This window comes from Corynebacterium sp. KPL1824 (genome assembly GCF_000478095.1).
Taxonomy (GTDB): Bacteria; Actinomycetota; Actinomycetes; order Mycobacteriales; family Mycobacteriaceae; genus Corynebacterium; species Corynebacterium accolens.
In genome coordinates, this window is sequence record NZ_KI515750.1 from 876,439 (window position 1) to 901,739 (window position 25,301).

General features: G+C 56.9%; 20 protein-coding genes and 1 pseudogene. 6 read left to right on the forward strand and 15 right to left on the reverse strand.

Annotated features, from left to right (window positions below; translation table 11 throughout):
* Nucleotides 1-80: 80 nt before the first annotated feature.
* Nucleotides 81-1,319: an asparaginase gene (locus HMPREF1267_RS10410; protein ID WP_023017919.1), complete on the forward strand. Its 1,239-nt coding sequence runs from the start codon at nucleotides 81-83 to the stop codon at nucleotides 1,317-1,319.
* Nucleotides 1,320-1,357: 38 nt separating this feature from the next.
* A complete protein-coding gene (locus HMPREF1267_RS10415) occupies nucleotides 1,358-1,906 on the forward strand; it encodes a Panacea domain-containing protein (protein WP_023029199.1) in 549 nt (182 codons plus the stop codon).
* A gap of 72 nt (nucleotides 1,907-1,978) precedes the next feature.
* Here the strand turns inward: HMPREF1267_RS10415 and HMPREF1267_RS10420 are convergent, their stop codons facing one another.
* The gene (locus HMPREF1267_RS10420) at nucleotides 1,979-2,638 is read right to left on the reverse strand and encodes a hemolysin III family protein (RefSeq protein ID WP_232215157.1); all 660 of its coding nucleotides are present in this window, start codon (nucleotides 2,636-2,638) and stop codon (nucleotides 1,979-1,981) included.
* 355 nt (nucleotides 2,639-2,993) lie between these two features.
* Between HMPREF1267_RS10420 and HMPREF1267_RS10425 the strand changes: the two genes are divergently transcribed.
* Nucleotides 2,994-3,980 (forward strand): TDT family transporter, encoded by a 987-nt coding sequence (locus HMPREF1267_RS10425; RefSeq protein WP_255343752.1) that lies wholly within the window; start codon nucleotides 2,994-2,996, stop codon nucleotides 3,978-3,980.
* A 19-nt stretch (nucleotides 3,981-3,999) separates the two neighbouring features.
* Here the strand turns inward: HMPREF1267_RS10425 and HMPREF1267_RS10430 are convergent, their stop codons facing one another.
* The gene (locus HMPREF1267_RS10430; RefSeq protein WP_023017923.1) at nucleotides 4,000-5,178 is read right to left on the reverse strand and encodes a S9 family peptidase; all 1,179 of its coding nucleotides are present in this window, start codon (nucleotides 5,176-5,178) and stop codon (nucleotides 4,000-4,002) included.
* Between the two features lie 155 nt (nucleotides 5,179-5,333).
* Between HMPREF1267_RS10430 and HMPREF1267_RS10435 the strand changes: the two genes are divergently transcribed.
* Complete coding sequence (locus HMPREF1267_RS10435) at nucleotides 5,334-6,302, forward strand: GIY-YIG nuclease family protein (protein WP_023017924.1); 969 nt, start codon at nucleotides 5,334-5,336, stop codon at nucleotides 6,300-6,302.
* A gap of 258 nt (nucleotides 6,303-6,560) precedes the next feature.
* Here the strand turns inward: HMPREF1267_RS10435 and HMPREF1267_RS10440 are convergent, their stop codons facing one another.
* From HMPREF1267_RS10440 to HMPREF1267_RS10450, 3 genes are all read right to left on the reverse strand, one after another.
* Complete coding sequence (locus HMPREF1267_RS10440) at nucleotides 6,561-7,445, reverse strand: NAD(P)-dependent oxidoreductase (protein WP_023017925.1); 885 nt, start codon at nucleotides 7,443-7,445, stop codon at nucleotides 6,561-6,563.
* Between the two features lie 159 nt (nucleotides 7,446-7,604).
* Nucleotides 7,605-8,987 carry a four-carbon acid sugar kinase family protein gene (locus tag HMPREF1267_RS10445; RefSeq protein WP_042403801.1) on the reverse strand — a complete coding sequence of 461 codons (1,383 nt, stop codon included), beginning with the start codon at nucleotides 8,985-8,987 and terminating at the stop codon, nucleotides 7,605-7,607.
* Between the two features lie 3 nt (nucleotides 8,988-8,990).
* On the reverse strand, nucleotides 8,991-10,370 hold the full coding sequence (locus tag HMPREF1267_RS10450; protein WP_023029201.1) for a GntP family permease: 1,380 nt from the start codon (nucleotides 10,368-10,370) through the stop codon (nucleotides 8,991-8,993).
* Nucleotides 10,371-10,745: 375 nt separating this feature from the next.
* Between HMPREF1267_RS10450 and denD the strand changes: the two genes are divergently transcribed.
* The gene (gene denD, locus HMPREF1267_RS10455; protein WP_023017928.1) at nucleotides 10,746-11,714 is read left to right on the forward strand and encodes a D-erythronate dehydrogenase; all 969 of its coding nucleotides are present in this window, start codon (nucleotides 10,746-10,748) and stop codon (nucleotides 11,712-11,714) included.
* A gap of 109 nt (nucleotides 11,715-11,823) precedes the next feature.
* Here denD and HMPREF1267_RS10460 read toward each other — a convergent pair.
* From HMPREF1267_RS10460 to purS, 6 genes and pseudogenes are all read right to left on the reverse strand, one after another.
* A pseudogene (locus HMPREF1267_RS10460) lies at nucleotides 11,824-11,997 on the reverse strand (IS256 family transposase); the annotation flags it as partial.
* 263 nt (nucleotides 11,998-12,260) lie between these two features.
* A complete protein-coding gene (locus HMPREF1267_RS10465; protein ID WP_023017931.1) occupies nucleotides 12,261-13,214 on the reverse strand; it encodes an ImmA/IrrE family metallo-endopeptidase in 954 nt (317 codons plus the stop codon).
* Between the two features lie 217 nt (nucleotides 13,215-13,431).
* Nucleotides 13,432-14,715 carry a glycosyltransferase family 87 protein gene (locus HMPREF1267_RS10470; protein WP_023017933.1) on the reverse strand — a complete coding sequence of 428 codons (1,284 nt, stop codon included), beginning with the start codon at nucleotides 14,713-14,715 and terminating at the stop codon, nucleotides 13,432-13,434.
* A 144-nt stretch (nucleotides 14,716-14,859) separates the two neighbouring features.
* A complete protein-coding gene (gene purL, locus HMPREF1267_RS10475) occupies nucleotides 14,860-17,169 on the reverse strand; it encodes a phosphoribosylformylglycinamidine synthase subunit PurL (RefSeq protein ID WP_023029202.1) in 2,310 nt (769 codons plus the stop codon).
* A gap of 13 nt (nucleotides 17,170-17,182) precedes the next feature.
* Nucleotides 17,183-17,866 (reverse strand): phosphoribosylformylglycinamidine synthase subunit PurQ, encoded by a 684-nt coding sequence (gene purQ, locus HMPREF1267_RS10480; RefSeq protein WP_023029203.1) that lies wholly within the window; start codon nucleotides 17,864-17,866, stop codon nucleotides 17,183-17,185.
* On the reverse strand, nucleotides 17,867-18,109 hold the full coding sequence (gene purS / locus HMPREF1267_RS10485; protein ID WP_005279580.1) for a phosphoribosylformylglycinamidine synthase subunit PurS: 243 nt from the start codon (nucleotides 18,107-18,109) through the stop codon (nucleotides 17,867-17,869).
* 347 nt (nucleotides 18,110-18,456) lie between these two features.
* Here purS and HMPREF1267_RS10490 point away from each other — a divergent pair, with 347 nt between their 5' ends.
* A complete protein-coding gene (locus HMPREF1267_RS10490) occupies nucleotides 18,457-21,111 on the forward strand; it encodes an ExeM/NucH family extracellular endonuclease (protein ID WP_232215139.1) in 2,655 nt (884 codons plus the stop codon).
* Between the two features lie 6 nt (nucleotides 21,112-21,117).
* Here the strand turns inward: HMPREF1267_RS10490 and HMPREF1267_RS10495 are convergent, their stop codons facing one another.
* The 4 genes from HMPREF1267_RS10495 to HMPREF1267_RS10510 all read right to left on the reverse strand — a co-directional run bounded on the left by HMPREF1267_RS10495 (nucleotide 21,118) and on the right by HMPREF1267_RS10510 (nucleotide 25,260).
* Complete coding sequence (locus HMPREF1267_RS10495) at nucleotides 21,118-21,351, reverse strand: excisionase family DNA-binding protein (protein WP_023029205.1); 234 nt, start codon at nucleotides 21,349-21,351, stop codon at nucleotides 21,118-21,120.
* Between the two features lie 27 nt (nucleotides 21,352-21,378).
* Nucleotides 21,379-22,062, reverse strand: coding sequence for a DUF2334 domain-containing protein (locus tag HMPREF1267_RS10500; RefSeq protein ID WP_023029206.1), 684 nt, complete (start codon nucleotides 22,060-22,062; stop codon nucleotides 21,379-21,381).
* Between the two features lie 89 nt (nucleotides 22,063-22,151).
* Complete coding sequence (locus HMPREF1267_RS10505) at nucleotides 22,152-24,275, reverse strand: S9 family peptidase (RefSeq protein WP_023029207.1); 2,124 nt, start codon at nucleotides 24,273-24,275, stop codon at nucleotides 22,152-22,154.
* Between the two features lie 91 nt (nucleotides 24,276-24,366).
* Complete coding sequence (locus HMPREF1267_RS10510) at nucleotides 24,367-25,260, reverse strand: phosphoribosylaminoimidazolesuccinocarboxamide synthase (protein ID WP_023029208.1); 894 nt, start codon at nucleotides 25,258-25,260, stop codon at nucleotides 24,367-24,369.
* Between the last annotated feature and the right edge of the window lie 41 nt (nucleotides 25,261-25,301).

Consider the following 25,301-nt stretch of genomic DNA (forward strand, 5'->3'; position numbering starts at 1 on the left):
ACATTTTCTGGTATGCGGCGCTTCTGCCCTAGCGTGGTATTAAATAGGTAACAGAAACCACGCTAGAGAAACGAGTTGACATGTCTAACCCACGCCTGCGCCGCAGGGTGCAATACTCCGCCGCATTAGTTGCCTCGGCGCTGCTGCTGGCCTCCTGCCAGAACCCGGCCAATCAGGAGGATAAAGATGAGGCTTCGGCTACACCGACGACCACCTCTTCTTCTACCTCCGCGGAAAAGACCTCAGAAGCATCTTCCACGGCATCGAGTTCTAGTTCCGCTACCAGCTCCAGTAGCGCCAGCAGCTCTGCTACGAGTTCGAGCTCCAGCAGCGCCACCTCCTCCAAGGCGGCTGGCGCAGCGGCCAAGGAGCGCTCCGCCATTGAAGGCCACGTCGTGGTTCTTTCCACCGGCGGCACCATCGCCAGCACCCATGATGACAAGGGCGCGGTGGTTCCCACCGTCACCGGCTCTGACCTGGTAGAGCCACTGTATGACGAATTCGATAAAGACAAGCTGGACCTCGAGGTCAAGGACATTGCGAACCTGGATTCCTCCGCGATGACCCTGGCTGATACCGATAAGATCGTCACCGCCGTCCACGAGCAGCTGCAGCGCGAGGACGTCGATGGTGTCATCGTCACCCACGGCACGGACTCCATGGAAGAAACCGCCATTGCGCTCGACACCTTCCACGACAGCGACAAGCCGGTTGTACTCACCGGCGCGATGCGCCCCTTCGATGATTCCAACCCGGATGGGCCAGAAAACCTCGCTACCGCGGTAGAGACCGTCACCAACCCGGACTATGCCGGCCATGGCACATTCATCGCCTTTGACGGTAAAGTTATCCCCGCCCGCGGCGCGTTCAAATCTGATACGGAAAAGGCCGATGGCTTTGCTACCAATAGCCAGGAGAAATTCCCAGAACGCCCCGAGCCGCTGAAGTACGCTCCGCTTGGCGATGTCCGCGTGGACATCATCGCCGCCTACCCCGGCGCCCCAGCGGATCTCATTGAACAATCCTTGGCCAAGGGCGCGCAGGCCATCGTCATTGAGGGCATGGGTTCAGGGAATATCGGCCCCGATCTGGCTAATGCCGCCATGGAAGCCGCCAAGTCCGTTCCCGTCGTGCTCACTACCCGCGTGGATCACGGACCCGTCGAGGGTATCTACGGCGGCGCCGGTGGCGGTGCCACGCTTGCCGATGCCGGAGTTATCCCCTCCGGCAACCTCCGTGCACCCCAGGCCCGCATACTGCTCGCAGCCGCGGTTGCCACGGGAACGGATGCACAGAAGCTCTTTTCTCCTGCAGGATAAGGCCGTATACTTTAGCGCGACGCTGAAAGGAGGAGAGCATGGCAGACATTTTCGACGTTGGACAGTACATCACTGAGCGCATTCCCAACGTGGACAAGCTCAAGCTGTACAAGCTGTGCTACTTCTCCCAAGGCTGGCATCTGGCGTGGACGGGTCGCCCATTATTCCAGGCGGAGTTTCAAGCGTGGCGGCACGGCCCTGTTTCCAGCGAGCTGCGCGCTCAAACCTGGCAGGTAGCAGGGACCAAAGAGCCCTGGCCAGTCCCCTATGTTCCCGGTGGTCAGTCCGACAATCTCAGCACATACGAACGCGAAGTCGTAGATAGCATCATCGCATTTTACGGCGGAGTTAAATCAACCAAGCTTTCTGATTTGAGCCACGGCCTCGCCTGGAACGAGGTCCTCCAAGAGTTCTCCCAGGCGATGATCTCTGGCACTCCCACCCCGCGACCTCCGCTACAACCAGCAGAAGTTCTTTTGCCTAATGTTGACCTCGACGGGGATGTGGATGAAGTTTTAGCCACACCACAGGCCAAGGCAATCGAACAGGACTGGTGGGAGACTTTCCGGATTCTCGCTGATCGTTAACCAGACGGGTTTGCAGCAAGGATTGATCATCCTGGCTCATGCCGCCCAGTTCAATAACAGGACAATTGCGGATTAGGCAGCGCCAACGACCACTTGCCATACCGCCACGAGGTGGACCACTGCCGCCGCAATGGTCGCGGTGTGGAAGTGCTCGTGGTAGCCGTAGTAGCGCGCATTGCGCCCAGGCCACTTAAAGCCATAGACCAGCGCACCTACGGAGTAAACCACCCCGCCGGCCAGCAACAGCCAAACCACTGCTGCGCCGGCATCGCTCCACAGCGTAGGCAACAGCGGCAGCACCAACCAGCCCAGCGCCAGGTACACCACGACGTCGAGCCACCGCGGGTGCTCAATCCACACTAGGTTCAAAATAACGCCCAAGATCGCGCCCGCCCACGCAATGGCCAGCATCCATGCTGCCTGCGCCGGGGATAACGCAATCAAACACAGCGGGGTGTATGTGGCGGCAATGAATACCGCAATCGTGGCATGGTCTGCCCGCCGCCACCACCGCACCGCCCGGGGGCTAGCCCACGGGTAGCGGTGATAGAGCGCCGAGACGCCAAAAAGCCCCACCAAGCCTAGGCCATAAACGGTAACGCCTAGGCCCTGCCACCAGTGCAGCGTCATCCACGCATACGTAATGAGCACGGTAGAAGCAATGACAGAGAGCAACGCCGCCAACGCATGTCCCCAGCCACGGGTCAGCGGCCGCTCGCCGCGATCGGCCATCCAATAGGTGCGCTGCACCAAGCCTTCTTTCAAGGGATGCTCCCCCGTCTCTTGAGTTCCTTCAGCATGTATCCGAGCCACAGCGATATTTCTTTCTCCCACCAGAGCCAAGTTACGTTACCGTAAGTGTACTGAGAGGAATAAAGAGCTTCAAGGAAAAGTAGTAACTAAGCTTCTTCGCCAGAATCCAACACATCGACTTTCCGTACGGTTTCCATTACCGCATGGGAGAGGCCCGATCTCTATCATCATCTCATGTGAGAGTATATTTATTCATTGGAATCCTGTTCGGATTACACACTCCCCGCACGCATGAGGAAGCACATAACCTGAAATGTTAAAAGTTCGGAATGACATGAAAATTCCGCCGCTAGGACCTGCCTGGGCGGGAGCGCTCATGGGACTATCGATCTCCTCATCCCTTATTGATGCCCACCTGAGTCCGGTGTTGGGGCACCTTCCAGCTGAAATCATGCTCGGCGTGGCAACTCTTGTCTTCTTGGCGCTCTCGGCGGGATTCATTAAGTACCGGAATCCTGGGTTTCATTCCGACGATATGCCCGCATGGGGCATGGTCTCCATGGGCATCCTCGCATTGGGTAGCGCCTACTCCCTCATCCTTGATACCTGGTTGATTCACACTGTGTGTTGGGCCGTGGGTACCGTCCTCAGCCTCATGAACTGCATCAAGTATTTAAAGTATCTTTTCTTCAACCACCCCACTGATCCAGCCTTTGCATTGGGTCTGCCGCTGGTGGCACCGATGGTTTCCGCAACCTCTTCGGCGCAGCTGGCAACGCAGGTCGGTGAGTGGAGCTCGCTTGTCCACGGCGTTGGCGTTTTCTGCTTCGTAGTGGCTTTGGTGACGGGAATGCCGATATTTACCTTTATTTACCGGCGTACCTTTCCCAAGGTTCCCATAAACTTCGCTGCCACCGCTTGGATCCCAATGGGCTTGGTCGGCCAGTCCACCGCCGCGGCACAGCTTCTCGCCAGTGACCAGTGGCATTTCCGCGCCATGGTCTACGGCGTAGCGATGCTGAGCTTGGGCGTGCCGCTGTCGGTCTATGCCATCGCCAAGCATTGGGGCGCCGCCCTGGGAAATACCCCAATGTCCTATAACCCCAGCTGGTGGGCCAGCACCTTCCCCGTGGGCACCTGCTGCCTGGGCACCCATACCCTATCCACGCAGCCCGCGGCGCTGGCATGGGGCCTGGGCTGGATGGATACCGTGAGCGCCGCCCTGCTGGTTCTGCTCCTCCTCCATGTCACTTGGGCAGCCTTCGGAGCCATCAAAACTGCTTCGGAGCATTTCAAGGTCAGCCAAATGAGCCACGCATAGATCCAGGGGTTTCGGCAGGTTAAGAACCTTGTGGATCGTGCTCGGCGAAGAATTGGGGCATCGCCTGGAGCAGGTGCTGGTTCCAGACTCCATGAGCGCTAAGGGCGGATGCGTGGTCGGCGTGTGGGCGCACGTATTCGCTCAGGTCGATATTCTTTTCTTGGGCTATGCGGCGAAAATCGTCGTAGCTTTCCGGCGGAACGAGACGATCGTTGTCGCTTCGGACAATCTTGATGGGTGGCATATCCGTGGTGAGATGCGTAGCTGAGGTGACGAAATCTGCACGGTCGGGATATTCCTCGGGCGTTCCACCCAGGTATTTCTGCACGGTATCGCGGGAACCCTGCGCGGCATAAGGATCGTCAGAATCATAGATGTGGCGGACATCGAGGGCCGGTGAGTCCGCATACACGGCGCGGGGAACGGCCGGCGTGCCGGGACAATCGGCGGAAGGTAGGTGGTTGGGGTGCGCGGCGGCATCGGCAGTCGCATTCAGCACCAACTGGCCACCGGCAGATTCGCCGTATGTAAAGAAACGCCCTGGGTCGCCGTCATAATCCGCTGCATGGGCATTGACCCAATTCATCGCGCACCCCACATGCCCCGCTGCCACCTTCCACGTGGGCTGGTCCCAGCTGGATAGCGTGTAATCGATGGATAATACGAGGTAGCCGCGCTGCGCCATCTGACGCATGTTGAACGCCTGAGAGTGCTTGTTCATCTGATCCCAGCCGCCGCCGTGGACATACATCATCACCGGGTGGGTGCCGCCATCATTGGGCGTATAAATATCCATGTCTAGGTCCTCGCCATGGAAGGAATCGTAGGCCACCGTATGATCAGGGCCCTCGTCGGTGCTTTCCACACCAGCCCAACTCAACGCGGCGCGAATATCTACGTCGGTCCCCTGCTCCTTCGCAGCATGAATCTGCGTCCCAAAAAGCGAAATGCCTGCAATGAGCGCAACCGCCGCGAACGCGCCTGGCACGTAAAAGCTGCGGGAGCCGAGCCTTCCAATCGCCGCAAGGACTAGGAGAATAAGGGAAAAGAGAATCACCGGCCCGATATACTGCGGGCCGATGAGCGCGCCGGCACCCCAATACGGAATATGCGGCGTAAATGGTGCCACCGCAAGCCACAGCGCGAGGAAAGCGACAAGCGCAAGCGGGACGGAGAGCAGCCGAGCAATGATCTTCATACCGGCAACGTTAGTCCTCGTTTCCGGAAATGCATGGTGGAGATTCTGCTTTCAGTAAGAGAACCGGAGTCACGCGCAAGTGTTTCCACGCTTTTACGAGGAAGTCACGACCACAGCCTGATTAACTTGAACCAGACGAATAAAGTGGGAATGCAATGAGTAATCTCCGATTCAAAAGATGGGACTACACCTCCGATGTGGCGCCCTCGGCAGTCTTGACACTGAAAAATCCGTGTGGCATTTATGTGCTTGAGTTTTCCGATGGCGAGCAGTACGTAGGCCAATCGGTAAATTTTCCCTCGCGCTTAGCCGACCACCGGCGAACCTACCCTGACATCGTTGCCATCAATTTCTGTCCGGTTCCTGCAAGGGAGCTCAACATGGCAGAATATGGCGAGATTCAACGCCGCCGAAAAGCAGGAATCCTACTGCGCAATAAGACGCTCCTCGCACAGCCTTTGGGCGATTCCCCACTCGATGCGCTCATAGATCAGCAGGTCCAAGCTAAATGGCTCGACGTAGAAGCTACCGATGAAGGAGAGGTCGAAATCGGCGACCGAGCCGTTACCGCTAAAAAGCGAAACCTTTCAAATAAAAAGTTCGAGGAGCTTAGAAAGCAGCCTGGATGGGAAGACATTTTAAGGTCGCTGTCCGCTTACGTGGCATATGTCATCCCCTATCCACATCTGACGGAGAAGAAGATCTGGACCGTCACGGCGATGCCCTCTACGAACAGGTCCGCTATCGATCGCCGCGTGGCCACTTTGAGCATTAACAACGTGGAAATGCTCTTCCTAAGAATTAGTCGCAATTCCAAAGGCGGAACTTGGAGGCCCTGCACGACATTAAATATTGCTGATACCTACGAGCCGCCGGCGTATATGCGCGGCTACACGTTCAGAAGTAGTTATCGTTCAGCAGGCCCTGTTAAGACAATCCTGTATCCCGGAGACTTCGCAATCGATGAGCTTTTGATGGAAGATTCCATCCTCCTTGCTGCTCGTGAATTGGCGCTCGGCCAAATGCGAAAGGGCACGACGATGTTTTCGAAGTACCATAGCGATGCTCTCGCAGACGAGATATTCAGGTACATCCAAGAGGAAATCATCGAAAAAGGTTGGTGATCTCTTCAGCCTAAAGAGGGTAACCACGTTTTACGCCGTGATCCCACTTGGACTTGGTGGGCACATCGCGGGGTAGGGCTAATACTTATACCCCACTCCACACACAAACAACTTGGCACGACCGATTGGCCGCTCACCCAAGGGCGCGCAAATAACTTGTATCATTCACTAGCCTTACCTTGCACCGACAATGTTCTATATCGTTCAGTAATTTGAGACAAGCTGCAAGGAACAAGGATATTAATCTAGCTGTTAAAGCTAATCACTGTCGCCTCGAAGTAGCTTGAAAGTTATTGAATCATCTTTGCGTCCTAGGCCTTCACGGTGCCCCCGAACATAAAGCTGCTCGGCCGTCGACGAGAGCGGTACCTGTTGATGCACTTCCCGCGCTGCTTCACTCACGAGGCCCATGTCTTTAACAAAAATATCTAGAGCGCTACGAACGTCATCGAAGTTTTCATCGATCATTCGCTGTCCTCGGTCGCTAAACATAAAGCTCGCAGCAGCACCGGTCCCAAGTACGTCGTGGACCTGTGTTAGGTCAAGACCCATAGAATCTGCCAGTGCAAGTGCTTCAGCGGCGGCAGCAATATGCACGCCGCATAGCAACTGATTTACAATTTTGAAGCGCTGTCCATCTCCCGGTTTTGGACCGACGACGGGAGATTTGGCTGCCATGGCGTTGAGAAGTGGCTGTACTACGGAGACATCAGAAGATTCGCCGCCAACCATGATGAGCAAGTCTCCAGTCTTAGCTCGAGCGACACCACCAGATACTGGCGCATCAACGACTCGAACATTCACGTCCTCAAGCCTTGCTGCAGCACTTTCAATTGCTTGAGGCCCGACGGTTGCCATAACCAAAACAACAGTATCCTGCTTCAGTTCCGAGGCAACCCCATCGTCCCCGAAAAGCACGGAGTCCAGCTGAGCGCCCGTAGCGACCATAATCGCTACAACATCAGCTCCAGTGACAGCCTCGCGAGCATTGGAAGCTACAGAGAGGTGAGACTCAACTGCTTTCAGCGAATCCGGAGATACATCGTATGCGGTCACACTCATGCCTGCCTCAGCGGTGGCAAGAGCCATTGGTGCCCCCATAGCACCTAGGCCAATCCAGGCAATTTTAGGTGTCGTAGTCATTAAAGTTACTCCTTTGGATCAGAACTTAGAATTAAAATGGCCAAAATATGCGGCAGCATCACCCTGTATGCGATATGGGAATCACTCTTGTTACCAGAGTCTTTAACTGGCTAAAAAGGGCTCCAGTATGCCGCGTTGTCCCAGTGCCAAATCTACCAATCAAACATTTTCCGAAGCGTTGCGTAGTCTTTGAACCACCTCCGCCAAGGCGCCTGTTCCTCCTACATTCCCTGGAAAAACCACGTAAGGAACACCACGAACGTCATCTGGAGCATCAGTAGCGGTGAATAAACTAATCTGCCCCTCATAAAACTGGCCTTCCACCTTCGCCCTGCGAATCCCCAACCCTGATGCTGCGACTTCATGGGAAGTGATACCTCCCTTGGCCACAATCCAAGCTGGATGAGCTTTGCAGACTGCCCTTACGACCGCGACGACTGCGTCAGATACTTGGCGCGCAATTTCGAGTGATTCAGCTTTCGAATCTGTACTAATCAGTTCGCGACTGGTGTACACAACACAATCAGAACTAGCTAATTGATTGATTATGTTCGAAGAAATCTCGTTGATATGGCTCTCACGCGTCGCAGAATCTAAAAGTTTCGGAACCTGAAGCTCAAATTCTAGATGGCCGCCGCGGCTTTGCAGCTCTGCAAGCTGCTGACTTGTTAGGCCCACATGGGAACCTACTACGACCAGTCCGTGTGATGATCTTGATGAATCGATTTGTAGTGCATCTTCCGTGAGGACTCGAGCACGGTGCTGCCCTGCAAGAGAACGAACAAAGGAAGGACCACAGCGAGACACGAAAACTCGACCTTGGGATTCAAGCTCCCCCACAGCTTTCGCTACCACGTCCATGTCAGAATATTCCGTAGCGTTTACAATCACCCATCGGCGATTTTTAGCCTGCTGGAGCAGGGATTTCACTCGCTGCACGCCACCTTCGCGGATATCAGTAAGCCCAATCGAGAGACAATCCTTGGCTTGAATTTCTCTCCCTGAACGCTCCTCTAGGAATTCTGCAAGGTTGGAATGGGAATATCCGAATGTCGCATCCTTCGCAAAATCCGTATCTTCTACCCGCTTTTCAACACCATCAACCTTTGCGAAATGCACGTCATCTTTTGTGAAGCGTCCTGCCTCAATCATCGCTGGACAGAAAAGGAATGCATCCACTTCTAAGCCATGTTCCAAAAGCACGTCGGCGATTGCATTAGGTTCCTCAATTACATGCCCCCGCAACGTCGAGTCGGAACGAGACACCACGTGCAATCCATCCCGGTGGCTTAATTCGTTCAGTACACCAGCCACAATTTCATGGTTCATCTTCACTGCAGCGTCCTCATCGAGAGCACGAGTATTAGTTAAAACGAAACATGTAGATCCGGGCTCTTTGAGTACATCCGCAGCAATCGATGGATCCGTATCGAATGCGACGTCAACTCCTGACACACATTGGGAACCGGTAGGGTCATCGTCAAGGACCAAAATTCGGCGCATATTAGCCTCCAAGCTTTCAATTTCTGAAAATATTTTCATTATTTATGCAAATGCCCCCAAAACTCCCCACAAGACGCCTGCCACGGCAAAACCTGTAACCGACATAATCGTCGTTGTCACTGTATAAGACTTCAATGCAGACGCAGTGTCCACTTGGAAGTAACGGCTCCAAACCCAAAAAAGCGAGTCGTTGACATGACTGAATGCCATAGATCCGATACCAACGGTTACCGTCAGTAGAGCAATTTGCAGACTGTTGAGGTCTAACGATGCTGTCATAGGTGCCACGAGTGGTGCGGTGGTGAGGGCTGCCACAGTCGCAGATCCTTGAGCGGCACGGAGAAATGCAGCGAGCATCCACGCCAGCACCAGAACTGGCAAGCCTGTGGAAACCAGTAGATCTGCGACGGCATCAGCCACCCCGGTCTCAGTAAGAACTTTGGCAAACATTCCACCAGCACCAGTAATAAGAATCACGGCCGCAGTGGCTGGAAGAGCAGATGCTACGACGTCCTCGATCTTTTCTTTACCCCATCCACGAGCAATCCCTAGCGTTGCGATAGCGAAAATTACACCGATGAACAGGGCGATAGGGGAATCTCCAATGAATCCAAGAAAATCTCGAATGGAGTTTCCTTCAGGTAGCACCAATTTAGAAACTGTGCCTCCCATAATCAGCGCAAGAGGAAGGATAATCGCAGCCAAGACAAGTCCGACAGACGGAGCTTGCTCACGTTCCGTGTCATTTTCCTCGCTCACAGCTGTACCAGCCGCTTGAGTACCAAGTACAGGAACTGGTGAAAACACTTTTCCTGCCACATATCCGGACAAAACCTGTCCCACAAACCACATCACGATTACGGGAATAAATCCGATAAGAAGCACTAATCCCACATCTGCTTGCATCAATTCCGAAGCACCAACAATGCCGGGATGAGGGGGCAGAACCACATGGACAGCAAGCAGAGCAGAAACGACCGGAAGTGCAAAAGCAAGCATGTTGACTTTGCCAATCATTCGCCGAGCGACAGCGATGGCAATTGGAACCAACACAATCGTCGCCACATCCACGAACACAGGAATACCAAAGATGAAGGAGGCAACACCCAATGCCCAAGGCGCACGCTTCTCACCAAAGTTTTTCTCGAGGGCTCGAGCGAGTACATCTGCACCGCCAGACACCTCAACAATTCGACCCAACATAGCACCAAGCGTCACTATGAGTGCAACTCCGCCAAGGGTGCCGCCCATACCATCTTTTAATAGAGGAACGACTTCCGAAATTGGCACGCGCGCTGTTAACGCAAGCGCGATGGACACAAAAAGCAAAGCCAGAAATGGATGCACCTTGGCTTTAATAATGAGGACAAGGATGAGGACTACAGCGACAACACCAAGTGTCACAAGAAAAGTTGGAGACATTAAAGATCCTCATGGCTTCCGAGGGGGCATTATAAAACGGATAAAACACCCGATATGTTTCTTCAATCAGATGTTTGTTACCCTAAGGGGTGCCCGCTGTGAAGTCAATAACATGTTGGATCTGATAGCTCTTACATCACTTCTTACGGAAAAGTAACTAAAAGGAAACCCATCCAAAAGAAACCTTTGCTTTAATGCTGACCGTTGCTTTCAGGCACTGAAACCCGGTGTGTCTCCAACGCCCTTACCAGCAAACTTCGACTTCCCAGCTAGTACGACCCCGATAATTAAATACGCTTTAAGCCTCGACTGGAGCATGCCCAGCATTTATCCTTTTCTCAAACCTGCCACTTTTCAGTCCTCGAAGGAGCCACTATGAACATCGTCATTACCGGGGGAGCCGGGTTCCTCGGCACCCTGCTAATTCAACATCTCCTCTCCGAAGCTGACGCTGGAAAAATAAAACTGGATTCGGTAATTTCTTTCGATCTTATCCCCACTAGCGTCACGGACCCGCGGGTGCGATCAATAACAGGAGAAATCACGGATAAAGACGCCGTCAGCCAAGCAGTTACCGAAAATACTGACACTATCGTCCACTTGGCCTCTGTTCTTTCGGGAGGATCGGAGTTAGACTTCGATTCTGCTACGCACGTCAATATTGACGGAACTCGTACACTCCTTGAAGCGGCACGGTCCGTTCGTGAATTGGAAAAAACTCCTGTACCTCGCTTCATCTTCACGAGTTCGCTCGCTGTTTTCGGCGGAGAGCTTCCTCAAACAATGCCGGAATACTGGGCCACACAGCCCGCCTCAACTTACGGTGCGACCAAGGCCATTTGCGAGATCCTGGTCAACGAATACAGCCGTAAAGGGTTTATTGATGCACGCATCTGTCGCCTACCGACAATCTCCGTACGGCCTGGAAAGCCAAACTCCGCGGCAAGCTCATTTGCCAGCGGCATTATCCGAGAACCACTCAACGGGATTCCATCCGAAGTTCCCGTTCCACATGACACGCTAATGTGGCTCTCTTCACCGCAAGTTGCGATCCGTAATATTGCACGGGCAATAGTCATTGAAAGCTCACGCCTCGGTTCCTGGCGGATCATGAACCTTCCTGGAATCAGCGTCACTGTAGGCGAAATGCTCGCATCCTTAGAACGAGTAGGGGGTTCTGAAGCAAGAGCCTTAACTTCTGATGTGCCCAATGAACGTGTAGCTTCCATTGTTACTAGCTGGCCCGGAAACTTCGACGTAAAGCGAATGGAAAAATTAGGATTCGAGCGCGACCAAGATTTCGATTCGGTTATTCGGCAATACTCTGACGACTTCCTGTCTTAACTCTCCATACTAAGGACCTTGGGCCCGATCCCCGTTTGGTGGACGCCTGACATCCAGCCCGGTTGGCTTGAAAAGAAAGGTAATCTACCACCATTTCCAACTACTCCGAATAGTTCAAACGCGGTGCCGTGGCGTAATCAGCGCCGCAGACCGTGTCAGCCTGGGCTGAAAGTATCTGCTTAATGAAGTCTGTAAGCATCTGGCGCATCAAGTCTGGGGAGGCTTGGGTCAGCAATTCTTCCAGATACGCAGTGGGATCGATATGATGGGGATTAGCAGCCATCGCAGTTACATTCCTTTCGAAGATAAGTAGAAGTTGATTCGAAAGGTACCCGTGATGGTCGCCTTATTATGCACCGGCACGAGGCTTACCACGGGTTACAGATACACCACACTAGCGGACGCAACCCTCCACTTGTATCATCTAATGATCTTCATTTGTATCATTCAGGACGATACAAATGAAGATAAGAAAACTTCGACGCAACCTTTTGAGACGAATCTTTATACCGCAATATCGGAAGCATTCTTTCTACACCTCCACTTTTACTGGACAGGTAGCGGCACAAGTTCTTTATAGGAAGCATACGAAGATACGCCGAGGAACCTAGCGGCCTGCTTCTCAGGCAACACACCAGATCTTGCAGCGCTCAACACTGTTTCGAAGAACCTCTCCCCCACGCAGGAAGTGACAGAATTTTCACTGGTTGGGCAGGAGTTCTCCCGCAAAGAATGCCCCGGGCACAAGAAAGCCGCAGCAAATTGATTACACCATTGCTCAGTTTCTAGGCGCTCCGAGTGATCAGAAATTCCGGGTTTGCCAAGCACAACGTGCGCCAATTCGAGCGCAAGACTGAAAAGCTGGGCTGTCTTGGTATCGCGGGTATTGATGAAAACCAGGCAGTAGCCATCCTCCTCAAGAGTAAATCCACGAAATTCCTCTACATTAAGTGCCCTACGGGTCGAGTTTTCGGCAATGGAGTTTCGGGCGACAAGTATCCCGGCATCTTCCATCAATGAAACCAATTCACGAACTTTGTCACGCCCGGGAAGAGGTGTTTCTTGAGTGAGGCGGAGTACGTCCCGAACGCTACTAGCGGCAACCGCAGCAGACTCAGAAATCTTCGCGGTATGGAAAAGCTCCGGCGGATCAATTCCTATGTCCCGTGCGTATTCGACGTACCAATCGAGGCGAGTCTGGGAAGCGAACATGACTTCCTGCAGCTCTGGGCTGACTGTATCGAGCTGCTCATTGCGCACGGTTCTAAAGTCCGCGACCTCAACCTCATCGCCTGTAGGGACATCGAGAAGCAGCCTGCCGAAAGGGATGTGAGCTTTCTTCGCTAGGCCTTTCGCTTGTTTTAGAGTGGGACGCTCTTCACCAGCTTCCCATTCTTGGATTTTGGGGAATTGCTTGAGTAGCGCGGATTGTGAGAGCCCTGTGCGGGATACCGCCCAAGCCAGCACAGCAGGTTGAATCGTCACTCGTACAGGTGCCATGACGATCCTCCTTCACTATCCGTAGGTCTTAAATAGTAGCGTAACCCAAGCAAAGGCCCGGCCGAGGCCGGCGGCATCGGCAAGCGAATGCAGCACCGCCTGGCCGCCGTGGACATACATCATCACTGGGTGGGTGCCACCATCATTGGCCGGATAGGGCCGGGCAACGATCTTGAAGTCTTCAGTTCTGGAAAGGCGTTGTGACTAAAGCCGCCTACTAACTCGCTTTCTTGAAAGAAAGACGGCGGTCCCGCAGGGGCAGGGCGTCCTTCCGGCTTAGCTCCGCGATACACAGTGCGATGACAAAACCTGCCAAGGCGATGAAAGAGGACCACGGCAACCACAAATCAGAATCTGACTTGGCCAGCGGCGGGAATAGGAAGAGTCCCAAGACTGGGACGGCATAAATAATGCGATTCTGCCCGCGGGCCAGAACGCCTAGCAGTGGCAATACGGCGCACAAGACGTAATGATCCCACAAGATACTGCTGGTAGCTGTAAGCACCGTAAAGATGCCGACGGCAGTAATGCGCCACGGATCCTGTGACCGCACAGCGGTAACAATAACCAGTGCAATCAATGCCAGGGTGACAAGTAGCGGAATAATGCTGGCAGCCAGTGAAGGATCATCGACAATGGTGACAAGGAGGTTGTCATCTTCAACGCGGTTGGTGCTGAGCTGGGAGGCGATCGATCCGTTGACGGGGGCGACCATTACTGATCCCATGATGTCCTGAAGGGTATCCCACCAAGAGGTAAATACGTTCCAGCCAGAAACGACGATTGAGTACAGTACAGCGATGGCGCCTGTCCCGAGTGCTACCACTCCCGTTTTCCGCGCCCGCGGAAATGCCACGCAGATGAGCACAAGGACAATGGGGGTTAGCTTCACCGCAGATACAAGTCCCAGTGCAATTCCCGCGCGCACTGGGTGCACGCGGGACGCAGCAAGGCCGTATGCAACCCCCGCAAAGATCAACGGGCTCGTCTGGCCAAGGATCAACGATGACTGAAAAGCCGTCGATACCCAGCCCAAGAGTATGCCGAAAAGCAGGATCATGGTCGGTATTTCTTCTTCAAACCACAAGAACCAGGCGGAGGCTATCAGCACCACCAACGCCCACCCGGAAACAATCGCGAGCACTATCACGGAGACATCAAAACTCATGACTTGCACGACCAAGCTCATGACATCGGCAAGAAATGGAGCGTGAACATAAGGGTGCGGAAACCCAGTGACATCGGAGTGGGCGATGGTATCTAGCCAGACGTCACCACGGGGCATCGCGAAATCATGTTCATTGATGCTATAGAGGTGATCCCGGTTTCCATCGCGTACGAGCAATCCCGCCACCCATAACGCATCCCAGTCATCGTAATTCATTTTTCCGACGGAAATTATGGCGACCACTAGGCCAAATACCAGCCCAATACCATGGTGGCACCACCGCACCACTGTTGATGCGGGTGCGGAGGCTTGGTGGCGGGAATGCGCACTCATGGGACTCCTACTGTAAAATCACGATTCGAATCAGAGAGAAATGGCGTTATCTAATGGGCGGCGGCCGGGAAAATCGGAGATTGCCTAAACGCTACTCAAGCCCGGCCGAAGCCGGGCTTGTGCTGGGCAATGCCAGGGGCTGGTTTACTCCACGACGGAGTTGGCGCCCACGGCGTGGCCGAAGAGGTCAGGCAAGGTGGCAGACCATGCCTCAACCAGCTGGGAGATGGCGACAGACTCACCGCCGAGGGTCAAGGCACCGGTGTTGGTGGTCTCACCCACGATGGTGGCGGGGATTCCGAACTCGGCGGCGCGAGCCAGCACCTCATCGGTGCGGTCGGCGGTGGTGGCCACGAGCACGCGGGAAGCGGACTCGGAGAAGGCCGCGGTAAAGGCGTCCTCGTGCACGGCGGTGAGATCGAGGTCGAGGCCGAGGCCGGCGGCATCGGCAAGCGCACCGGCGCGCTTGGCCATCTCAAAGGCGGCGACGGCAAGGCCTCCCTCAGAGACATCGTGCGCGGCGGTGAGCAGATCGTTGCCGTGGAAGAAGTCCGCGAGGCGCTTCTCATTGGCCATATCCACCTGCGGCGGCAGGCCGTTGAGGTTGTCCTTATCGGCGCCCTCGGCGCTCACCAGCTGCCAGATGGAACCGCCGAACTCATCCTTGGTCTCGCCCAAGGCGATGAGGACCTCCTTCTCATTGACGGTGCCCAGGTTATTGCCAATGGCCTTGTGCACATCGTCGATCACGCCGAGCACGCCCACGACCGGGGTGGGCAGAATCGGCTCGGAGCCGGTCTGGTTGTAGAAAGAGACGTTGCCGCCGGAGACGGGGATGGAGAGTTCCACGGCGGCATCGGCAAGCCCATGCACGGATTCGCGGAACTGCCACATCACGTCCGGGTTTTCCGGCGAACCGTAGTTCAAGCAGTTGGTAATCGCAACGGGCTTCGCGCCGGTAACCGCGACGTTGCGGTAGGCCTCCGCCAAGGCCAGGCGCGCGCCCATGTTCGGATCCAGCTTGGTGTAGCGGCCGGAAGCATCGGCGGAAACGGCGACGCCGCGGCCGGTCTCCTCATCAATGCGCAGCACACCCGCGTCCGCGTGGTGGGACTGGACGGTATTGCCACGCACGTAGCGGTCATACTGATTCATGATGAAATCGCGCGAGCACAACGAAGGCGAGGAAATGAGCTTTTGCAGGGATTCCACCAGGCCGCGCTTGTCCGTGCCCTGGTATTTCTGCAGCTCATCCTGCCACTCGGGGCGGGCGTAGGGGCGCTCGTAGACGGGTGCTTCATCCGCGATGGTGCCAGCCGGCGCATCGACGACGACCTCACCCTGGTGGCGGATGACCAAGTGGTCACCTTCAGTAACCTCACCGATTTCGGCGCAGGTGACCTCCCAGTGCTCGCAGATTTCGCGGAACTTCTCCACGTTTTCCGGTGCCACGACGGCGCACATGCGCTCCTGGGACTCGGAGGCAAGGATTTCCGCGGCGGTCATGTTTTCCGCGCGCAGCGGTACCGCATCGAGGTTGACCTCCATGCCGCCATCGCCGGACGCGGCCAGCTCAGAGGTGGCGCACGCCAGGCCGGCGCCGCCCAAGTCCTGGATGCCCACCACGACGCCGGCGTGGTAGAGGTCCAGGCAGCATTCGATGAGCACCTTTTCCGCGAAGGGGTCGCCCACCTGCACGGCAGGAAGCTTGCGCTCGGCGCCGTCTTCAAAGGTATCGGAGGCCAGCACGGATACGCCGCCGATGCCGTCCAGGCCGGTGCGGGAACCGAAGAGCATGACCTTATTGCCGGTGCCGGAGGCGAAGGCGAGCTTCAAGTCATCGACCTTGAGCGTACCCACGCACAGGGCGTTGACCAGCGGGTTTCCGGCATAAGTTTCATCAAAGACGGTTTCGCCACCAATATTGGGCAGGCCCAAGGAGTTGCCGTAGCCGCCCACGCCGGAGACGACGCCGGGTAACACGCGCTTGGTATCGGGGGCATCGGCAGGCCCAAAGCGCAGCTGATCCATCACGGCGATGGGACGTGCGCCCATGGCCATGATGTCGCGGACGATGCCGCCCACGCCGGTGGCCGCGCCCTGGTAGGGCTCCACGTAGGAGGGGTGGTTGTGCGATTCCACGCGGAAGGTCACCGCATTGCCATCGCCGATGTCCACCACGCCGGCGTTTTCACCGATGCCGGCGAGGATCTTCTCCCCCATCTCCTCCGTCATGGTCTCACCAAAGTAGCGCAGGTGCGTCTTGGAGGACTTATAGGAGCAGTGCTCGGACCACATCACGGAGTACATGGTCAGCTCCGCGTCGGTGGGGCGCCGGCCCAGAATATCGTGGATGCGCTGGTATTCGTCATCCTTTAGGCCAAGCTCAACGTACGGCTGCTTTTCATCCGGGGTGGACTGCGCCTTTTCTACGGTGTCATTAGAAACGGTCATGTAGGTGGCCTCCTTAAACCGCCGGCGCTTCCGCGACGGCCTTGATGGCGGATACGAATAGTCCCAATCCGTCGGTGGATGGGCCGGTCAGCGGGTCAATGGCGTGCTCTGGGTGCGGCATGAGGCCAACAATCCGGCCGGACTCATCGCTTACACCGGCAATGCCATTGATGGAGCCGTTGTAATTATCGGTATAGCGGAAGACCACGCGGCCTTCGCCCTCGATGCGGGCGATATCGTCATCGCCTGCCTGGAAGCGGCCCTCACCGTGCTTGGCGGGCACCAAAATCTTTTGGCCCTTTTCAAACTCGCTGGTCCAGGCCGTGGTGGAGTGCTCCACCTCCAGGTAAGTATCGGTGCAATGAAAATGCAGGCCCTTATTCCGGGTCAATGCTCCCGGTAAGAGGCCTGCTTCAGTCAAGATTTGGAAACCATTGCAAATGCCGAGCACCGGCATTCCCGCCTTGGCGCGGTCGATGACGCTGCGCATGACGGGGGCGAGCGCCGAAATAGCGCCCGAGCGCAGGTAGTCACCATAGGAAAACCCGCCCGGCACGACTACCGCGTCCACGCCGCGCAGATCAGCATCCGCGTGCCAGAGGTTAATGACCTCGGCGCCGGCGGTGCGGGCCGCGCGGGCGGCATCCACATCATCCAGGGTGCCGGGGAAGGTAATTACTCCGATTTTTGCGGTCACTTACTTGACCTCCAGCTGCGTAACCTCGTAGTCCTCGATGACGGTATTAGCCAGCAGCGTTTCTGCCACCTTATCCAATTCCTCCGCGGTAACGGAGTCATCTACCTCGAGTTCGAAGCGCTTTCCTTGGCGCACATCGCTGACACCGGATACTCCGATGCGACCCAATGCGCGGACGACAGCTTGGCCCTGCGGATCCAAAATTTCCGCCTTGGGCATGACATTGACAACTACACGAGCCATGAAATTTTTGCCTTACTGTATGGGGCTTAGGTCTGCCCGATTCAGTGTAGTCATACCCCCGCCCAATCCCTAGATATACCCCCACTGCAGGGTTTTCACCCCAGCAAAGCAAACACCGCGTAAATTACGACCAACAGGAAAACGAATTTTGCGCGGCACCCAGGTTTCACCGCCTGCTCGCGCACAACCCACCCCTTGCGGCCACGGGTGCACCAATTGTTCAGCGAGTAAATATAAAAGGCGTCCATGACAACTTTCTCTATGATTAAGGTGACTTCTATGGCTCTTCGCCGCCTTGGCAGGGTAGCCCTCGCTGCCGGTTTTCCACCCTCTCCCTATCCGTCGCGGTGCCTACCGCCATGGCCGCCCCGGATAATTCCACCGCGGTCATCTCTGAGGTCTACGGCGGTGGCGGAAACAAGGGCGCGAGCTTTTCCAATGATTTCATCGAGCTTTATAACCCCACCGATGCCGCGATCGATCTCACCGGCTGGTCCGTGGAGTACTTTGCCTCCAACGGCAATAGCGGCGGCAAGATAACCCTGTCCGGCACCATTGCTCCCCACGGTTATTACCTGGTACAGGCTGCCGCCGGCAATGGCCAGGCCCAGGCTCTTCCCACCCCGGATGCGCAAGGCAAGGTCAATATGTCCGGCACGAAGGGCTCGGTGCAGCTTGCCGATGCCACCGGAAACACCATTGACCTCGTAGGTTACGGCGCCGCCTCCAAGTTTGAAGGCGCTGCCACCGGCGCGCTGTCTAATGACACCTCCGCCTCCCGCAACGCGGCGGGTGCCGATACCGATGACAACTCCGCGGACTTCACCGTCGGCACGCCGTCTCCCACCAATTCCGGCAACGAGTCCCCGGCCCCACAGCCAGGCGGATCGGGTGGCTCCGAGAATCTTCCCGCCCCCGAAGGCGTGACCCCGATTGCAGAAATCCAAGGCACCGGCGATACCTCGCCGCTCGAGGGCCAAAACGTTGCTACCCAGGGCGTTGTCACCGGCGTGTGGAGCGAGGGCGGCTTAAACGGCTTTACCATCCAGACCGGCGGCACCGGCAAAGAAGCCACCGATGCCTCCCAGGCGCTATTTATCCACATGGGTAAAAAGGGCGCCGATAAATACCCCAGCATCGGCGACTCCGTCGAGGTCACCGGCCAGGTCTCCGAGTATTACGGCGCTACCCAGGTCAGCGCTTCTTCCCTCAAGCAGCTCGATACCGCGCTGGAGGAGGTCACCCCGCTCGCCGTGGACGAGCTGCCCCAAGGCGATTCCGCCCGCGAGCCCTTTGAGCACATGCTCATCCAGCCCGGCACGCACACCGTGACCAATAACTACTCGCTCAACCAATACGGCGAGGTCGGCCTCGCCCCGGGCGATGAGGCCTTCCGCCAGCCTTCCGATGTCCACTCCCCTTCCACCGACCCCAATTCCGAGCTGCAAAAACTGGCCAAGGATAACGCAGAAAAGCTCGTCACCCTGGATGATGGCCGCACCCGCGATTACCTGAAGACGGATAAGGACACCCCGCTGCCGTATATCTCCCAAGACGGTGGAAAGACCATCAAGTCCCTGCGCACCACCGATACGGTCGAATTCCAGCATCCGGTCATCGTGGGCTACTCCCACGAGCAGTGGCGCTTCCAGCCCACCGAGCCGGTCACCGGTGAGACCGCCAGCGCCGATCTCCCCATCTCCTGGGAAGAATCCCGCGATGCGGAGCTGCACGCCGTTGATGACGTCAAGGGCGAATACACCATCGGCGCCTTCAACGTGCTGAATTACTTCACCTCTTTGGGCGAGGAATTCGGCGGCAGCGCCTATACCGACCGCGCGGGCAATAAGGTCACCGTCAACCGCGGCAAGACCCGCGGCGCCTATACCGAATCCGCCTTAGAGGACCAAGAGCGCAAGATCGTCGCCGCCATCAATGGCCTGGATGCCGATGTCATTGGCCTTTCCGAAATCGAAGATGGCTACGCCGTCACCGGGGACTTTAACCAGCGCGATAAGGCGCTGAAGCGCCTGACCGAAAAACTCAACGAGGCCGCGGGCTCAGAAAAGTGGGCCTTCGTTCCCTCCCCTTCCAAGGATCAGGTTCCTGAGCGCCCCGATGTCATCCGCACCGCGTTTATCTATCACAAGGACGTGGTCAAGCCCGTAGGCGAATCCCGCATCTTCCAGGATCCGCGCTTTTCCGGCACCGCCCGCGAGCCGCTGGCCCAGGAATTCCAGCCGATCAATAGCGATGACGAGTCCTTCGTCGCCGTGGCCAACCACTTCAAGTCCAAGGGCTCGGTGGCCAAGGGCAATGAGGATTCCGGCGACGGCCAGGGCAATAACCCCAACGTCCGCAACGCCCAGGCCCAGGCCGTGCTCGATGCACTGCACAAGCAGGACGATTGGAAGGATAAGCCGCTATTCGCCCTGGGTGATTTCAATACCTACACCCACGAAACCGCGCTCGACGTCTTCCGCAACGACGGCTTCACCGTGCCTGCGGAAAAATACGGCGCCGATACCTCCTACCAGTTCGGCGGCCTGCTCGGCACCTTGGACCACGTCCTAGCCAATGAGGTTGCTTCGGGCGCGCTTGCCGATGCCCAAGTGTGGAACATCAACGCCGACGAACCCGTCGCCTTTGAGTACTCCCGCCGCAACTACAACGCCGTGGATTTCTACGACGACTCCCCCTTCCGCGCCTCTGACCACGACCCCGTCAAGGTCGGCTTCACGCTCGGTGAGGATGAATCCACCGACGACGGCGATCAGGGCAACGATGCCAACCAGGACGACAACACCGATGGCCCAGGCTTCGGGTTCGGCTCTAGCTCCTGGGGCACCGGCGCCATTATCGGCTTTGCCATCCTGGCCGGCCTTCTCGCCATCCCCGGCTTCATGGCGGCTACCGGAAACCTGCAGAAGATCATCCCCGCTGGAATCTGGGGCATGCTCCCGCAGCAGGCTAAGGACTTCATTAACGGCCTAAGCAAGTAGGAGCGCCTACTCGTACAAGCCCATCTCGTCAGAGAGCACCGCGAGCTCGTCTGCAGCAGCACGCTGCTCAAGGTCTCTCTGGCGTTTAAAGCCCTGCACGCTGGAGGCATACAGATGGCGGTAGGCACCTTCTGTATGCCCCTTCAAGGTTCCCTCATCCATGAGCTCGATGACACGCGGCCGAGAGACATTCAAGAAGTCTGCCGCCTGTTGCGTTGTTAGTTCATCTGTTCGTTTCATGCTACCTACTATAAAACCTCCGCCGGACTAACGCGGAAGGTAAATGCTGTAATCAGCGGGAGTAGCGCCCGCGTCGAGGGCGCGGCGAGCAGCCTTTACAAAGTCCTTAATGACCTTGCGGTCATCCAGGTTGCGGGCAGAGATGGAAAGGCGCACGGTATTGCCGCGCTGGGCGGAGCGCTCTGCCGCGCGGATGATGTTTTTGCGCCACCACTTGGCGGAACCAAAACCCTCACCAAAAGAAAGGTTGCGGGCTTGGTGGAATTTCCCGGTCGGTACTTCCAGGATGCCCCGCGTGGAAGCTGCCACTTCAAAGGGGAATTTGGGCAGGACCTGCAACGTTCCGGGAGACATGCGCCAGCGCGGGGGCGCGAAGATGGTGGGTTCGAAACCAATCTGCGCCATCTGCCGGGTCGCACCGGCTAGGCGCAGCTTCGCCTCATGTGAATTGAGGTTGGCAAACTCCGCGCGGCGGCCTTGCACTGCTTGATCAAAGCCATTGAGGATAAGCGGACGGCCAGCAGCCGCCTGGTCCTTGAGCCACTGTTGGGTGTCCTTGTCCTTGGCCAGGTGCCAATTGCCATCAATATGCGGGGCGATGAGCAGGGAGACGGGAATTTCCTCCCGGTCCAGAACCGACAGGAAGCTTGTAGCCTGCTTCCGAGTGTCCTCAAAAATACTGGAGATAGAAACCAGAAGGTGGCTAGTCATAGCTCAAATTATCGCACAGTACCGCCAGATCCGCGCGCTGGCCAGAACGCTGGCCAGGGTGCCGGCCAGCGCGCGACTGTACGGCGTGGTTACTCCGTAAGGCCGGTGGCCTTATTGATGGTCCAGGCGTATTCGAAGGCGTTTTGGCGCCACTTATCGTAGCGGCCGGATACGCCACCGTGCCCGGCGGCCATCTCCGTCTTGAGCAGAAATTCGCCGCCGGTGGCGGTAGCGCGCAGCTGGGCAATCCACTTTGCCGGTTCCACGTACAGCACGCGGGTATCGTTCAGCGAGGTGATAGCCAAGATATCCGGGTAGTCCTTGGCCTCAACATTCTCGTAGGGCGAGTAGGACTTCATGTAGTCGTAGTATTCCGGATCGTGGTACGGGTCGCCCCACTCTTCCCATTCGGGAACGGTGAGGGGAAGCTCCGGCATGAGCATCGAGGTCAGCGGATCCACGAAGGGGACGACGGCCTGAATGGCGGTAAAGCGGTCGGGGGCCATATTCGCCACGGCGCCCATGAGCATGCCGCCGGCGGATCCGCCTTCTGCCACCAATTGGTCCGGGGTGGTCACGCGGCGCTCGATGAGATCATCGGCCACTGCGATGAAATCGGTGAAGGTGTTTTTCTTCTGCAGCATCTTGCCGTCGTCGTACCACTGACGGCCCATCTCGCCGCCGCCGCGCACGTGGGCGACCGCATAAATCATGCCGCGGTCCATCAGCGAAAGCCGGGACGCGGAGAAGTACGGGTCCATGCTGGCCTCGTAGGAGCCGTAACCATACAGCAGCGTCGGATTGGGCTTGGTGCGGTCCAGGTCGGAACGGTGCACCACGGAGACTGGGATCTTGGTGCCATCGCTGGCGGTCGACCAAATGCGGTAGGCCACATAATCATCCGGATCATAGCCGCCTGGGACTTCTTGTTCCTTCAGCAGCGTGTACTCGCCGGTATCCACGCGGTAATCGAAAAGCTGCGCGGGCTGGATATAAGACACGTAGTTCACGCGGACTACCGGCGCGTCCCATTCCGGGTTACCGGCCACGGCGACGGTAAAAAGCTCCTCGTTGAAGTTGAGTTCTTCGAATTCCCCGAAGTCATCGCCCACGCGCATAATGGCGGCCCTGCCGATGCCGCCGCGGCGATAGCCCACCACCATGTGGTCGCGGTAGGTATCCACGCCCTCGATGCGGGTGGTGTCATCGTGTGCCAGCAGCTCCGGCAGCTCGCGCAGGGCGGGAAGTTCCGCATCGACCTTGGCATAGCCCACCGCAAAGTTCGGCCCGGCGGCGTTGTGGGTGACAATCCAGTAGTCTTCGCCGCCCACTACGGCATGGTCTACGTCGTAGTCCACGCCGGTCTCGCGCTGCCACAGCGGGCGGAATTCGCCTTCTGGGTTTTCCGTATCCAGTACCCAGGCTTCCGAGGTAATCTTCGAGCCCACCCCAATGAAGAGGTATTTATCGGAGCGGGCACTGCCGATGCCCACATTAAAGTGCTCATCTTCCTCGTGGAAGACGCGCACATCCGCGGACTGCTCGGTGCCTACCTTATGGCGCCACACCGCATCTGGGCGCCAGGCATCATCCACCGTGGAGTAGAAGATATAACCATCGCCTGCCCAGGTAGCGCCGTAGAAAATGCCGGTGAGGTGATCCTCCAGCAGCTCTCCCGTTTCGAGGTCCTTAATGGACAGCTCAAAGCGCTCATCGCCGGCAAAATCCACGGAATAGGCCAGGTAGCGGCCGGAATCTGAGATGGAGGCTGCACCAAGGGCGAAGAAGTCCTTGCCCTCTGCCAGGGTGTTGGTGTCCAAGATAATTTCTTCGCCCTCTGGGCTGCCTTCTTCTGGAATCACCGGTGCGGTCCAGGGATCGCTGCCCTCTTCTACCGGGATGCGGCAGGAATAGCCGTAGTTCTTGCCCTCTTCGGAGCGGCCGTAGTACCAGTACTTACCGCGGCGGGCGGGCACGGACATATCGGTTTGTTTAATGCGGGATTTAATCTCTTCGAAGATATTTTCCGTCATCGCATCCAAGTGCCCGGTATGCGCCGCGGTGTAATCATTTTCGGCGTTGAGGTAATCCAGGGTTTCCTGCGATTGCTTATCGCGCAGCCACTCGTAATTATCCACGAATTCGCGGCCGTGAAATTCGCGCTTTACGGGGTGGACTGGGGCTACCGGTGCGGTCGTCTTTTCATCACTCATGCCCTCCCACTGTACGCGTCACATGTTTTGCCCCAGCGGAGGGCAACCAGCTACCGCGATTGCCAGATCTGGCCTAGACCAGCCCTACCGACTAGGAACGCGGCGCGAGGAAGTCCGCGAAGCGCTCGCCCGATAGCTTTTCGTAAGCCTCGATATAGCGCAGGCGGGTGGCGGAGACGACGTCATCGGGAAGCGCGGGCGGGGTGGCATCAGAGGACTTATCCCAGCCGGAGGCGGCAGAAGTCAGCCAATCGCGCACGTACTGCTTATCAAAGGAAGGTTGCACCTCGCCTTCCACGTAGGAATCTGCGGGCCAGTAGCGGGAGGAATCGGGGGTGAGGACTTCATCAGCAAGCACGAGCGTGCCGTCCGCATCGAGGCCGAATTCGAATTTGGTATCGGCCAAGATAATGCCTTTTTCCTCCGCCAGCTGGGCAGCCTTAGCGTAAATGCTTAAGGTGGCCGCGCGCAGCTCCTCGGCGCGCTCGCGGCCGAGCTTGTCTGCCACGTATTCGAAGGACACGTTCTCATCGTGCTCGCCCTGCTCTGCCTTGGTAGCAGGGGTGAAAATGGGCTCGGGCAGGCGGGAGGCCTCCACCAAGCCGGCGGGCAGCTCGATGCCACAGACGGTGCCGTCTGCCTGGTATTCCCGCAAACCGGAACCGGTAAGGAAACCGCGCGCCACGCATTCGAAGGGCAGCATATCCAGCTTCTTTACTACCATGGCGCGGCCCAAGCACTCCTCCGGAATGCGCTCATCATCGAGCGGACCGGCGATGTGATTGGGAAAATCGATGGCATCGAAGAAGAACTTCGAGGTGGCCGTGAGGACACGGCCCTTGTCCGGGATGGCCGGCTCCAAGGCAAAGTCATAGGCGGAAATGCGGTCAGAGACCACCATCAACAAGGTGTTGTCATCCACATCGTAAATATCACGGACCTTGCCGGAGGCAAGATGGGTATAAGAAGAAAGCTCAGGACGCATGGTCCTCATCATAACGCGCGGGCGTGCGCGGGCACATAAGC